This window comes from Paenibacillus sp. FSL R5-0766 (assembly GCF_037971845.1).
GTDB lineage: Bacteria > Bacillota > Bacilli > Paenibacillales > Paenibacillaceae > Paenibacillus.
The window spans coordinates 4,819,459-4,833,132 of the sequence record NZ_CP150227.1 but is presented as its reverse complement, the minus strand read 5'-3'; the positions used below and the strand labels follow the sequence as shown (position 1 = coordinate 4,833,132).

Annotated in this window: 13 protein-coding genes; 11 read left to right on the top strand and 2 right to left on the bottom strand. The window is 45.9% G+C overall.

Annotated features, from left to right (window positions below; genetic code table 11):
- Positions 1 to 3: 3 nt before the first annotated feature.
- A complete protein-coding gene (locus MKY66_RS20975) occupies positions 4 to 1,524 on the top strand; it encodes a PLP-dependent aminotransferase family protein (protein WP_076211603.1) in 1,521 nt (506 codons plus the stop codon).
- 86 nt (positions 1,525 to 1,610) lie between these two features.
- The gene (locus MKY66_RS20970) at positions 1,611 to 1,868 is read left to right on the top strand and encodes a hypothetical protein (protein ID WP_076211601.1); all 258 of its coding nucleotides are present in this window, start codon (positions 1,611 to 1,613) and stop codon (positions 1,866 to 1,868) included.
- 100 nt (positions 1,869 to 1,968) lie between these two features.
- Here the strand turns inward: MKY66_RS20970 and MKY66_RS20965 are convergent, their stop codons facing one another.
- Positions 1,969 to 3,843: a S8 family peptidase gene (locus MKY66_RS20965; protein ID WP_076211599.1), complete on the bottom strand. Its 1,875-nt coding sequence runs from the start codon at positions 3,841 to 3,843 to the stop codon at positions 1,969 to 1,971.
- Positions 3,844 to 4,126: 283 nt separating this feature from the next.
- Here MKY66_RS20965 and MKY66_RS20960 point away from each other — a divergent pair, with 283 nt between their 5' ends.
- The 6 genes from MKY66_RS20960 (at position 4,127) to thiI (ending at position 8,978) form a co-directional block, all read left to right on the top strand.
- On the top strand, positions 4,127 to 4,633 hold the full coding sequence (locus MKY66_RS20960) for a YpuI family protein (protein WP_062835484.1): 507 nt from the start codon (positions 4,127 to 4,129) through the stop codon (positions 4,631 to 4,633).
- 166 nt (positions 4,634 to 4,799) lie between these two features.
- On the top strand, positions 4,800 to 5,018 hold the full coding sequence (locus tag MKY66_RS20955; protein WP_076211597.1) for a DUF1540 domain-containing protein: 219 nt from the start codon (positions 4,800 to 4,802) through the stop codon (positions 5,016 to 5,018).
- A gap of 108 nt (positions 5,019 to 5,126) precedes the next feature.
- Positions 5,127 to 5,468, top strand: coding sequence for a hypothetical protein (locus tag MKY66_RS20950; RefSeq protein ID WP_237175704.1), 342 nt, complete (start codon positions 5,127 to 5,129; stop codon positions 5,466 to 5,468).
- Positions 5,469 to 5,657: 189 nt separating this feature from the next.
- Entirely contained in the window at positions 5,658 to 6,410 is a 753-nt protein-coding gene (locus tag MKY66_RS20945; RefSeq protein WP_076211593.1) for a lytic transglycosylase domain-containing protein, read from the top strand.
- Positions 6,411 to 6,582: 172 nt separating this feature from the next.
- Positions 6,583 to 7,731: a cysteine desulfurase family protein gene (locus MKY66_RS20940; protein ID WP_076211591.1), complete on the top strand. Its 1,149-nt coding sequence runs from the start codon at positions 6,583 to 6,585 to the stop codon at positions 7,729 to 7,731.
- A 5-nt stretch (positions 7,732 to 7,736) separates the two neighbouring features.
- Complete coding sequence (gene thiI, locus MKY66_RS20935; protein WP_076211725.1) at positions 7,737 to 8,978, top strand: tRNA uracil 4-sulfurtransferase ThiI; 1,242 nt, start codon at positions 7,737 to 7,739, stop codon at positions 8,976 to 8,978.
- A gap of 123 nt (positions 8,979 to 9,101) precedes the next feature.
- On the opposite strand, the gene MKY66_RS20930 is transcribed toward thiI, so the two are convergent.
- On the bottom strand, positions 9,102 to 9,812 hold the full coding sequence (locus MKY66_RS20930; RefSeq protein ID WP_076211589.1) for a TerC family protein: 711 nt from the start codon (positions 9,810 to 9,812) through the stop codon (positions 9,102 to 9,104).
- Positions 9,813 to 9,899: 87 nt separating this feature from the next.
- Here MKY66_RS20930 and MKY66_RS20925 point away from each other — a divergent pair, with 87 nt between their 5' ends.
- The 3 genes from MKY66_RS20925 (at position 9,900) to typA (ending at position 13,371) form a co-directional block, all read left to right on the top strand.
- Positions 9,900 to 10,559 carry a TerC family protein gene (locus MKY66_RS20925; RefSeq protein WP_076211587.1) on the top strand — a complete coding sequence of 220 codons (660 nt, stop codon included), beginning with the start codon at positions 9,900 to 9,902 and terminating at the stop codon, positions 10,557 to 10,559.
- A 295-nt stretch (positions 10,560 to 10,854) separates the two neighbouring features.
- Positions 10,855 to 11,349, top strand: coding sequence for a hypothetical protein (locus MKY66_RS20920; RefSeq protein WP_076211585.1), 495 nt, complete (start codon positions 10,855 to 10,857; stop codon positions 11,347 to 11,349).
- A gap of 177 nt (positions 11,350 to 11,526) precedes the next feature.
- Positions 11,527 to 13,371 (top strand): translational GTPase TypA, encoded by a 1,845-nt coding sequence (typA, locus tag MKY66_RS20915; protein WP_036614992.1) that lies wholly within the window; start codon positions 11,527 to 11,529, stop codon positions 13,369 to 13,371.
- Positions 13,372 to 13,674 lie beyond the last annotated feature (303 nt).

Genomic DNA, 13,674 nt, shown 5'->3' with positions numbered 1-13,674 from the left:
CATATGCATATTGAATTAAAGCGGGGAAGCAGTACCAAATTGTACGTGCAGATTGCGCTAACGATTGCCGATCGCATTAGATCAGGACTCATTGAACCCGGAACCCGGCTTCCTTCTGTTCGTAAAATGACTGCGGATTTGGGTGTCAGCCTGGTCACTGTATCCAAAGCGTATGCTGAACTTGAAGCGATTCAATTGATCACCTGCTCCCAGGGGAAAGGTTGTTATGTGAGAGGTGCATTGAAGGTGGATCAGATGGAGGATGTGGACCGAACGCAGCGAAACCATGCCAACAGTGAATCCAGTACGTCATGGAATTGGCAGATGGCACTGGTGGATTATTTACCGCGAGCCCAGCTCTGGAGACATTTTGATACGTCACCTCAAGTACGGTATGAACTTCATATGTCAGCGATTCAGCCTGAACTGTTGCCTACACGCGAGATTATCGATAGCGCCTACCGACTCTCCTCTGATCATACAGAGCGTATGGCAGCTTACGGATCTTTTCAGGGAGATCGAGAGCTTAGACAGATCTTTGCCGAACATTTTGCCGAGCGTGGACTACAGGCTACACCTGAACGCATGTTAATTACAAGTGGTGCTCAGCAGGGGATCGATCTTGTGGCACGGACTTTTGTCGGACCTGGGGATGTAGTATACATGGAGGCACCAAGCTATACCGGAGCCATTGATGTATTTACGAGTAGAGGCGCGAAGATCATTACGGTCCCGATGGATGACGAAGGCATGCGTATTGATCTGTTGACCCGATTATGTGATACCTATCCACCCAAGCTGATCTATACGATCCCGACCTATCACAATCCAACAGGGATCACGATGAGTGCAAGAAGACGGGCACAGCTTCTTAATCTCGCGCAAAGCTACCACTGCCTCATTCTGGAGGATGATCCTTTTGCAGATCTTTATTTTCGTGAGCCTCCTCCGGCGTCCATTAAATCGATGGATGGGACAGGTCATGTCGTATATATCAAAAGCTTCAGCAAGGTGCTCTCTCCCGGTTGCCGTATAGCCTGCGCCATCGCAGACGGAAGTGTATTGACCCGGCTTGTGGCCGCGAAATCTACGGCGGATTTAGGGAGTCCGCTGCTTACACAAAAGGCGCTGCAATCTTTCATTCAGAATCAGTATGGTGCCTATGTATCCCGATTGAGGGATGAATTGTATTCTCGCTTGTGCGCAGCATCCGAAGTGCTGGAACAGCATGCTACTCCGGGTATGCAATGGCGATTGCCAGAGGGAGGACTCAATCTGTGGCTCCAACTTCCGAGTAACCTGGATATGCGTGAGTTGCATCATCAGTCACTTGCTGCAGGGGTTTCTTTCCTCCCCGGTTCCGCCTGTTATGTAGGGGAGATGGATACACCAAGTCTGCGTATCTGTTTCACGGTAACAAACGTTGAGCTTTTGTGTGAAGGACTTCGTGTACTGTGCCAAGTCATTGACAGAGTAACACCTGGGCAGGGTGGGACAGTGGCGGACAGGCTACCGCTCATATAATTTTTCGGACTATGGACATACATCCAATCCACTTTCGATCTGCTGCAATAGGTTATAGTATCACCAGAAAGGGAGTTGGTTTTGAAATGAACCATTACTGTCCACCGCTTTGCCCGATTGTCTGTGACCCGATCCAGGTTGTTGAGGATTATTACATCCCACAAATCGTGCCTGTAATCCACCCGATTGAAGTGATCAAAAAACATCACTGTGTTCCGATTCATCACCACATGTATCCTGTTGTTGTCAAAGAAGAAGACCCTTGTTATGTATCCAGCCATAATCCGAAGAAAAAATCCGTAAAAAAATCAAGTAAAGCCCGCACATCTTCTCGCAAGCGCTAAGCGCAGCGGGTGCCCCGGGGAATTGGATATAAACCAAAAGAGCAGCGTACGCCCCGGGGCGCAGCTGCTTTTGAATTTTTACGGAGTAGAGTTATTACGATTAATGAGTATACTTTTTCATCGTATTATCCATTTGTTGTCTGACATGTTGCGGCCAGAATTGCAAAGGAGCGCTGTTGCCTGATGCGGCTTGCAGTGCCTTATAGACATCGATTTGGCCATAGCCGAAATACTTGTCGTGACCCGGATCACCGAGGTCAATAACACTTTGGCGCATCAAATCCATCACTTCCGTGTTGGTCAAGTCCGGGTTCAACGAACGGATCAAACCTGCAAGTGCGGCTACATGGGGGCTAGCCATGGACGTTCCAGACAAGGCCGCATACTGATTGTTTGGATAGGTACTGGCGATACTGGACCCTGGAGCCATCACATCTACATAATCCCCATAGTTGGAATAGGAAGCTTTGCTCATATCCGGGTCCGTAGCAGATACGGCAAATACTTCCGGATAAGCAGCAGGGTATCCTGGACGCTCTGTATTATCGTTCCCCGTGGCTGCAATCAGGACGATATCCCGGTCAAAAGCGTATTTAATGGCATCATGAAGAAATTGCGCATCAGCATAATTGCCCAGACTCATGTTGATAACTTTGGCTCCATGATCCGCTGCCCAGATGATGCCTTCGGCAACGGCATACGTGGTACCAGAACCCGAGTTGTCGAGTACTTTAACCGGGAGTACCTTATTATACCAGCTCATGCCTGCAACGCCTTCGTTATTGTTGACAATAGCGCCGATAATGCCTGCGACGTGTGTCCCATGTCCCACATCATCCATCGGTTGGCTTCCCGGCTCGACCACATTATAACCCTCAAGGAGTTTGCCCTTCAGGTCAGGATGATTCATATCAACTCCCGTATCAACCACCGCAACGATGACATCTTTGTTTCCTTTGGTGATATTCCAACCTCTGTTTGTCTCAATCGCAGGCAGGTTCCACTGATAATCGGAGAACAAAATGTCATTGGGTATCGTTACATCTGTTTGTTCAGTTACGGCTTCATTGGTTAAATACATATAGTGGGGCTCCATATAGAGTGGATTCCATTTGCTTTCGAAATAACTATGCAATTGCTTGTAACTCATGTGTTCTGACCGAAAAACATATGTGTATCCCAGCTTGCGCGCAGATTGCGCTCTCAGATCAGATTTAATGATACGCATGTCCCGTTCACCGGGATCCTGGCGAAAACGGATGACGATTTCATTTTCATAAAAATGACTGGCATTGGCATTATCATGTCCGGTCTTCACTGTGATTTCGTTAAGCGTATCCGGGTGAACAGATTCAATTTTGAATTTGCCCTCACGCGGATAAGGGATCATGCGCAGATTTTTGCGCTGATGTTGTTCAACAGCATTTAATACGTTCTGGCTGAACAAAGCAATGACAGCTCTTTTCCCATCTTTGGAGGGTTGCCCCATAACAAAATATTTTTCTTTTCCCAAAGGAAAAGAAGAGGATTCAAAACTTTGACGTTTGTTTACCGCTTTTTTGGCAAGATTGAACGCATGTTGAAGCTTCTGTTGTTCCAACTTGCTTCCTTGTGTGGAGGCGTGATCAAAGGGCTTGTTAAAAGAGCCATTGGTATTCATGAGATGAATGGATCTGATATGTTCATGTGAACTTTGGAGATCATTCACATATCGGTTAACCTGCGCAGCATTCATTGTGGCGGTTTTCTCCAGCATGATACTGAGATGTTGCTTGGCATCCATACGGGTCAGAAGATCGGTTGCTTTAACATCCTGCACTTTCAGACGCTGCTTACTCGTGTGCTCCTCATGAGCAGAGTCAGACAGGGCACCTGGCTTAGGTTCGGGACGATTGGATGTTGGAAGCAGAAGTGTCAGGGCGAGTGCTCCTGCACCAGCTGCAAGGGCCCAGTTAATCCATTTCGGTCTGGACATGGTGGATGGAACCTCCTTCGTTCATTTTGGACAATCATTAACAGTGCTTCATCGTTGTCACTGGTTATATCTATCGTTAGAAAAAGCGGATATTTTTATGCAGGCGAGTTCGAGTCTGACTGCGTATAATAGGCATGTTTAACGGCAGAAGCGGAAAGCATGATTAAGGGATACCGCTCGTCATCTTTTTATGGTAGGATTATAGCTGAGAATTCAAAGGTCAGGGGAAAACCACCGTTGGCCGACCTATATGTAAGGACTTATTTAAGGGGGAGCTACCTTTATGTCAGCAGCCAATGTACAGAAAACATGTGAGTCAACTAGGGAAAAGTTAAAACCGGCTATCGATCGGATTGAAAAATTTTTGAATGAGAATGCTTTGCCTGAACTGGATCAGAATCAGACGGAAGAATCAACAGCCTTCTACAAAGGATTTCTTTCAGATCTCCGTCATTTGCTCGTTTTTTCTGAAGTTTCTTACGAAAAACTTGGCGTTGTGCTGCGTCGTGCCAACTTTGATGTCGATTTTGCCGAAAAGGCTCTTTATAATACGTATCACCAATGCGTAAACAGCTTTTTCTATCCCAAAAATGAATGTTATTCCGAAGACGGAAGATACGCTTACACAGGACAAGATGCCATTCGTTTCCGTGACAAGCCAATCCGTGCAGTACGGGATGTCATTCTTGAGGTTTCCAAAACGTACGAAGAATTGCGCGATGATCTGGCATATTATGAAAGTGATTACCTGACTCAGCGCCGTATGCAAAATCAACGAAATCACGCCTAATGAACGTTTAAACCTGAATATGAAATTGGACGAAACCGCCCTTGTGGCGGTTTTTTTTGTGTTTTCAGTGAGGATCAGACGAGGTTGATCATGTCATCATCTGGCATTTTGACGGGGGAATATCAGGTTTGAGGCGAGGAGACAATAGTAGTCGAGGTGATAAAAAATGAGCCAAGACAAACCTATAGTCAAATGCAGCGTCTCCAACTGCAACTTTTGGGGAGAGAACAACTTCTGCCAAGCTGATGCCATCATGATTGACATTGACCAACATGCCACCCGTCGTCTGCATGAGGAATTTGCCGGTGAGACATTTGACTCCGATCACCATGATCATGCACGCACATCCTCTGCAACATGCTGTCACACGTTCAAACCCAAGTGAGCAGTCATCCCTATTTCATAACGGAGGTGCTTCCAAATGGAAAATGACGATAATAAGTTTAATTTTAAAGATCGCCCTGAAACCAATGTTGAAGGTGAAAAAAAGCGTATGCGCGTCGATTATCCCAGAAAAACACATCGGGAAGAATACGGGGCAGAGGTCGCTCCTCCGACTGTCGTAAGAACTGGAGGTACCGAACGCTCAGAACCTGTACCAGAGAAACATGAGGCAGACCGTGTCATGGAGTCAACAGGCAAGGTCGCAGGTTATATGGGGCTGGCCTTTGGCATCGCGTCCTTGTTCATGTGGTCAATCGTACTTGGACCAGCGGCAGCCGTTCTGGGTTACTATGCATATGTCAATGGTCGGAAAACAGCGGGAGCTTGGTCCATTGGACTCGGTATTGTAGCCACGCTGAGTTATTTTTTCATGATTCCATTTGCTCGCTAGAGTGTAAAATGTTCATTCAACAGCCTTCTGTTCTCACCCAAATGCGGTGAATTACAGAAGGTTTTTTTCGTATATGTGCAGGTTAGGTGGGAAGATTCATATATTTTTTTGAAAACAATGGAACCTTGCTGTAAAACCATGTAGAATAAGGTCATAATACGCTTAATTATACGGGAGTGGGTATAACTCATGCAGATTGATCCAAGCGGATCGCGGCAGTTGTTGGAACTGCAATTGTCCAATGTGAATAACCAAACTAGTGGATCACAATCGGATGCTGGTTCAACAGCGGATTTCGCCAATGTGATGGACGGGCTGTTAGGTACGGGTGCCAATTCAACGAGTAATACGGATTCCACCGCTAAGGTCTCCAAAAGATCCAGTGATGGTTTGTTGTGGCTGCAACTCGGAAGCACGTACAATCCGGATATAAATACGGCAGGATCGTCCTCTGTCTCCAATAACATCGTTGGGTCTTTATTATCTTCATCCAATACAGGAATCGTGGATTCCGGTGCATCTGTACCTACGGATTATGAATCTTTGATTTCCGAGGCAAGTGCTAAATACGGTGTTCCTGAATCATTGATCAAGGCCGTCATTGACACAGAGTCCAATTTTAACCCAAATGTCGTTTCCTCCGCGGGTGCCAAAGGGCTTATGCAGTTAATGGATGGTACGGCTGCAGGGCTGGGTGTGAGTAATTCATTTGATCCTGCCCAGAACATTGATGCGGGTACGAAGTATCTTTCCCTTCAGCTCCAGCGTTTCGGTGGAGAAGTGAAGATGGCACTTGCTGCATATAATGCAGGACCGGGCCGTGTTTCACGTCTGGGCGTGTCTAGTGATAGCGAACTGATGAGTGTACTTAACCGTTTGCCTTCCGAAACACAGAATTATATCTCCAAGGTGGAGAAGGCACAGTCGAAATATGTGATCTAAACTCACAGATAGACATTTGTGAAAACACATGATAGGCAGGATGAGATCAAATGTGGGAGCAGTAGCGCTTGAAACGCCTGTTCCCGGTTGGTCTTTTTGTGTTGTATTGGTATCGTGTTACAATGCTCACTGTAGGTTCATGAACGAAGAGATAAGGGAGGTCTAACCTCATTTGAAATATTTTGATTATGCTGCAACCACACCTCCCCATCCTGATGTGATTCGTACGATGGCCGAAATTATGGAGACACAATTCGGTAATCCTTCCTCCATCCATGGGTATGGAGAGCGTGCCGATCAGTTGCTGCGTCGTGCTCGATCTGGATGTGCTGCGGCAATCGGCGTTAAGCCTGAGGAGATTGTATTTACTTCCGGTGCAACCGAGAGTAATAATCTTGCGATAAAAGGTGCGGCATTACGTTATCAGTCACGAGGCAGACATATCATCACTACGGCTACCGAGCATGCCTCGGTGTATGAAAGTGTTATGCAATTGCAGCAGTGGGGATGGGAAGTGACATTAGTTCCTGTGAATCCCGATGGAGTGATCAACGCTCAGCAGGTTGTAGACGCGATCAGGCCCGACACGGTGCTTGTGAGTCTGATGCATGTAAACAATGAAACGGGAGCCATCCATCCGATTGCAGAAATCGGCAAACAGCTCAAAAAGGAAGCACCACGGGTGCTTTTCCATGTGGATGGTGTTCAGGGTTTTGGGAAAATGAAGGCCACACCTGCCGCTTGGGGTGTAGATCTGTACAGTTTGTCTGCTCACAAGATTCGTGGACCGAAGGGAGCAGGTCTCCTGTATGTGCGAAGTGGAGTGGAGCTTACGCCACTAATGTCAGGAGGATCACAGGAGCAGGGCCTAAGAGCAGGCACAGAAAACGTGGCCTTGCTGGTAGGCATGGCAAAGGCCATGCGAATGGCAGCAGAAGATCAGGTTGATTTTGCCCGGCGTACAACGGTGCTCCGTGATCGATTGATGGAAACGATACGTGTTATTCCTGAATTTAAATTGAACAGTAGCCCAGAGGGTGCACCTCATATTGTGCACTTCTCCTATCCCGGGATGAAGGCAGAAGTAGCGCTGCACACCTTGGAGCAACTTGGCGTAACCATATCGACCCAATCTGCCTGTTCTTCGCGTTCGGCTGAACCGAGTCGGGCTCTACTTGCGATGGGCAGAGATGCAGCTTGTGCTATTGGCGGATTGCGTATTAGTCTTGGAGATGAACATACAGAAGAAGATGTAGCCTTGCTTGAACAGGCTTTACATCAGATGGTGGCGCAGTTGCGGCCCCTCGAAAGGCGGATGTAATGGATATGAAATATGATATGCTGCTTCTCCGTTTCGGAGAGTTTATGTTAAAAGGGAAAAATCGTGCCCGATTTGAGAAAACGATCATTACACAGGTGAAAGCTTTGCTTAAACCTTATCCAGGAGCGACCCTTCGCAAAGAATATGGCCGTGTCTATGTGGATCTTGGCGGTGAATCACATACTGAACTGATTAAGGTGCTGAAGCGGGTATTCGGTGTGATGTCGATTAGTCCGGTTAAAGTTACTCCATCCGAGCTTGATGAGATTGTGAAAACAGCAGTCGCGTTTATGGACGAAAGGGAAGATGAATTCAAAGAAGGCACCACATTTAAGGTAAATGTAAGGCGGGTATGGAAAGAGTTCCCGAACTCTTCCCATGAAATGAATCATCTGGTCGGTTCCCCGATCCTTCGGAAGTTTCAGCAATTAAGTGTTGATGTTCGTCAACCTGATATTGAACTTCGAGTGGAAATTCGGGATCAAGGTACCTATATTTTCAACGAAACCATTCCGGCAGTAGGTGGGTTTCCACTGGGCACGAATGGAAAAGCGATGGTACTGTTATCAGGTGGAATAGACAGCCCGGTGGCAGCCTGGTCTTCCATGCGCCGTGGACTTGAAGTGGAATGTGTACATTTTTACAGTTACCCGTTCACAAGCGAGCGCGCCAAAGAGAAAGTCATTGATTTGGCCCGTGCCCTTGCTGATCATGCAGGAACAATCAAGCTGCATCTGGTTCCATTTACGGAGATCCAAACGGCATTTACCCAGCTGGGTCAGGATAATCTGATTATTACGCTGATGCGACGTTCAATGCTGCGAATTGCATCCAAACTTGCCGAGCGTGAGCGGGCATTAGCACTGATCACCGGGGATAGCCTGGGCCAAGTAGCGAGTCAGACTCTTCCGAGTATGAATGTCATTGGTCGTGCGACGGATCTGCCACTGTTGCGACCACTGGTTATGATGGATAAACAGGAGATCATTACCCTGTCCAAACAGATTGGAACGTATGACATATCTATTTTGCCATATGAGGATTGCTGTACTCTCTTTGTGCCAAAGTCACCTTCAACCAATCCAAATCTTCGAATTGTGGATAAAATAGAATCAACAATGAGCCATTTGTCAGAATGGGTGGATCAGGCGGTGGAACAAACTGAAACGATCACCCTGCATGCCGGTGAAACTTCTGTGGTAACGAATCAGACAGAAGAAAATGGCATGAAGGATGACTGGTTCTAAACTCAATAAAAATTAGCATGGCTGACATAATAAGGGCTATGTTAACTGCAAAAAAAGGACTGTCCGATGAAATATCGTTCAGTCCTTTGCTGTATTCAGATGAAATTTTTAGTTTAATTTAGCCTATGAATAGGAGCGCTGCTGTTCCCCGCCAGATCCCTTGTGGCTGGAACTGCTGGAGCGTTTGCGATAACCTGCAAAGACTACGCCTGCAATAACCACAACGATGAAGAGAATTCGCAATGCCGGATGTTCAGTAAAGTAAGGCAAGAGTCGCTGTTCCTCCGTGATCATATTAGAAGCCGTATACCCGAGAACAATGGCTCCGACATAGATGATCCAAGGAAAATGATTAATTAGTTTGATAAACAGGGTACTGCCCCAGACGATAATAGGTACACTAATCAGGAGTCCAAGGATGACAAGCACGAGATGCTGCTGCGCTGCTCCAGCAACTGCAATCACGTTATCTAATCCCATGGCTGCATCCGCGATTACGATGGTACGAATAGCGGTCCACAAGGAAGTTCCCGCCTGGACCTCATTGTGTTCATCACCCTGATCCGCCAATAATTTATAGGCAATCCAGATCAGAAGTATGCCTCCCACAAGCAAGAGCCACGGAACTTTAAGCAACCATAAAACAACAACTGTTGCTAAAATTCGAATCAAAAGTGCGCCGCCAGTTCCATATAGAATCGCCTTTTTCTGCACGGAAGGGTGCAAATTTCGAGCTGCGAGACCAATGACGATGGCATTATCTCCAGCCAGAATTAGATCAATAAAGACAACGTTCAGCAAAGCCAGCCAGAATGTGGGACTAAATAGCTCCATGAGATATGTCACTCCTTATATACGCTTCAATCATTAAGAATAGCATGGACAACTCCGACATACAAGTTAATGTGGGGGGATGAGGACATGGATACACTATGGCTTTTAACTGAAATTTTAATGATCAATCTGGTATTGAGTGGAGATAATGCAGTTGTTATTGCGCTTGCCAGCAAGGATCTGCCACCAATACAACGCAAAAAAGCGGTATGGTGGGGAGCTTTTGGTGCGGTGCTGCTGCGTTGTGTATTAACCTTTGTAGCGGTATTGTTGCTGGGAATTCCTTTTATCCAAGCAGCAGGTGGGCTGTTGCTACTCTGGATTGCAGTAAAGCTGCTACTTCAAAATGATGATGAGGTACATATTCGAGAAGCTTCTACGACCAGGAAAGCCATTCAAACCATTCTGATTGCCGATTTTGTAATGAGCTTGGATAATGTTTTGGCCATAGCGGCTTTGGCGGATGGAGATTTGGCTTTGATCGTCATTGGTATTGCAATCAGTATCCCCATCGTCGTATGGGGGAGCGGGTTAATTGTTGGTTTGTTAAAGCGATTTCCGATTCTTGTATTCGTCGGATCAGGCATTCTGGCCTTCACAGCAGGTGAGATGGTGATGAAAGACCCCAAGTTAGGAGAATGGCTGGGAGGTATGGCATCAGAGGTGCATACGCTGCTTCCCGTAGCCATGGCTTGTCTTGTGGTTGCAATTGGAGGCGCACATAAATTTGTGCGTAAGAACGCATAGTATAATTTTGATTAAAAGCTTGAACATATGACCGTCTGAACCGTCCGGTTTAGGCGGTTTTGTGTTGAGAGAATACACTTTGAATACAACAACCAATGGACTGTCATAAGTTACACATTTTAGGGTAATACAGGTAAAGAACTCACGCAAAGTGCGACATAAAGTATAGTTTTTTGCCGAAACATCGGATACACTAGTAGCAGGATTACAGGTTTGGAAATCAACAGTCAACATGGAATGCGTATCGCTTATGAAGAAATAAAGTACATAGCCATAGTATAAGAGGTGATTGATGATGAGGATAGGAAATGAAAAAGCGATTGGACTATTTATTGTAGCTGCGGGAATTATTATTCTGCTTGGCAAGTTTGGCGTGTTTGGATTTATTGGTCGCAATTTCTGGCCTTTGCTGATCCTGCTGCCAGGCATCGCCCTTCATGCGTTATATTATGCGCGTATTTCACCATCATGGTCACTCGTTCCTGCCGGCATACTAACGGTGTATGGTGTTTTATTCAGTATAACGAATACATGGGGCGCTGGACTTATGAGCAGGCTGTGGCCAGCATTTTTGCTTGGGATCGCCATAGGTTTGCTCGAATATGGAATGGCTGAGCGGCGAAGACCGGAATATGTGTTACCTGCAGCTTTGATCCTTGGTGCGGTGTCCATCATATTCTTCGGATTTACCTTGCTGCAAACGGGAATAATCTATGTACTTGCTGTCCTTTTGATCTTGGGTGGAGTCTGGTTATTACTTGGACGAGGACGTCAAGGGAGAGGCTGGTAACATTCCCAGTGGTCTTCTCGTGCGAAATATCTTGATTTTTACCTATAATAAACTATAATATAAGGGATATAGACATGCGTCGGGATATCACCGACGCTTATTTTGTGAGTAACCTGCGAAATTGCGGGAAGTTTAAGTAGATATGATTTGAAATTGGAAAGGATATGGATACAAAACATGCATTCAAGAGAACACATTCGCAATATTGCGATTATTGCCCACGTCGACCACGGAAAAACAACACTCGTTGACAAGTTGCTCCAGCAATCCGGTACTTACCGAGATCACGAAACGGTACAGGAGCGCGTAATGGACTCCAACGATTTGGAGCGTGAACGCGGTATTACGATTTTGGCCAAAAACACGGCTATAACTTATAAAGATTACCTGATTAATATTGTGGATACACCAGGACACGCCGACTTCGGTGGTGAAGTTGAACGTATCATGAAAATGGTTGACGGTGTATTGCTCGTTGTTGATGCTTATGAAGGCTGTATGCCACAAACGAAGTTTGTACTTCGTAAAGCACTTGAGCATAACCTGACACCAATCGTTGTTGTAAACAAAATTGACCGTCCAGCGGCTCGTCCGACTGAGGTTATTGATGAAGTATTGGACCTGTTCATTGAACTGGGTGCCAACGATCAACAACTCGAATTCCCTGTTGTATATGCTTCCGCATTGAACGGAACATCCAGCATGGATAATGATCCTGCCAAACAAGATGACAACATGATGGCGATCTACAATACCATCGTTAGTCATATCCCACACCCTACCGAAAATGTTGAAGAGCCACTTCAATTCCTCGTTACTTTGATGGACTACAATGAATACCTTGGCCGTATTGCCATTGGTCGTGTTAACCGCGGTGTGATCCGTCAAGGACAATCGGTAACGGTTATTATGCGTGATGGTAAGAGCAAAACTGCACGTATCGAGAAACTGTTTGGTTTCCAAGGTCTCAAACGTATTGAGACGGAAGAAGCAGGAGCAGGCGACATCGTTGCCATTGCAGGGATCAAGGACATCAACATTGGTGAAACCATTGCCGACCCTAACAACCCGGAAGCTTTGCCAGTTCTGAAAATTGATGAGCCAACACTGCAAATGACGTTCCTCGTGAACAACAGTCCATTCGCAGGTCGTGAAGGTAAATGGGTAACTTCCCGTAAACTTCGTGAGCGTTTGTTGAAAGAGTTGGAAACAGATGTTTCCCTTCGTGTTGACGAAACGGATAGCCCTGATGCATTTATCGTTTCCGGACGTGGTGAGCTTCACTTGGGTATCCTGATTGAAAATATGCGTCGTGAAGGATATGAGCTTCAAGTATCCAAACCAGAAGTTATCGTAAGAGAAGTTGACGGTAAGAAAATGGAACCTGTTGAGCGCTTGTTGATTGATATCCCTGAAGAGAGCATGGGTTCCGTAATGGAGAGCCTGGGCGCACGTAAAGCAGAGATGGTTAACATGGTTAACACAGGTAGTGGTCAAGTTCGTCTGGAGTTCCTGATTCCAGCACGTGGTTTGATCGGATATAGCACAAACTTCCTGACATTGACTCGTGGTTACGGTGTAATGAACCATGCATTTGACAGCTACGCTCCAGTAGTATCCGGTCAAGTGGGTGGACGTCACCAAGGCGTGCTGATCTCAACTGAAACGGGTACATCTACGTTCTATGGCATGATGGGCGTTGAAGATCGCGGTACGCTCTTCTTGGAGCCGGGTACTGAAATCTACGAAGGTATGATTGTTGGCGAACATACACGTGACAATGATATCGTTGTTAACATCTGCAAAGAAAAACAACTGACTAACGTTCGTTCTTCCGGTAAAGATGATACGGTTAAAATTAAAACTCCAATTATCTTCTCGTTGGAACAAGCGCTTGAATATCTGAATGAAGATGAATATTGTGAGATTACACCAAAATCTATTCGTCTTCGTAAAAAGATCCTGAACAAATCCGAGCGTGAACGTGCAGAAAAACAACGCAAAATGGCTTCTAAAGCCTAATAACAATAAAATAATTTATATAAGTTAACGTTTGATGGAACACATATGCACCATCGGCGTTGATTACAACCCACTAAAGTAGTGGAGGATGCGGAATCGATTCTGTAGGAGCGAAGCGTTCGCCTTTATCTCCGGATTTTACCATTGAAAAATGGATCAAAAAAATCTGGGGATAACAGCGACCAAAAGAACGATCCGAATCCGGAACGGTCACATGCAGAGCTTTGTAATTAATGTTGTTGTTGGTGCTCCATCAACCAGTTAACTTATATCCTAGCATGAACACGAAAGGAGCTGGCTGTG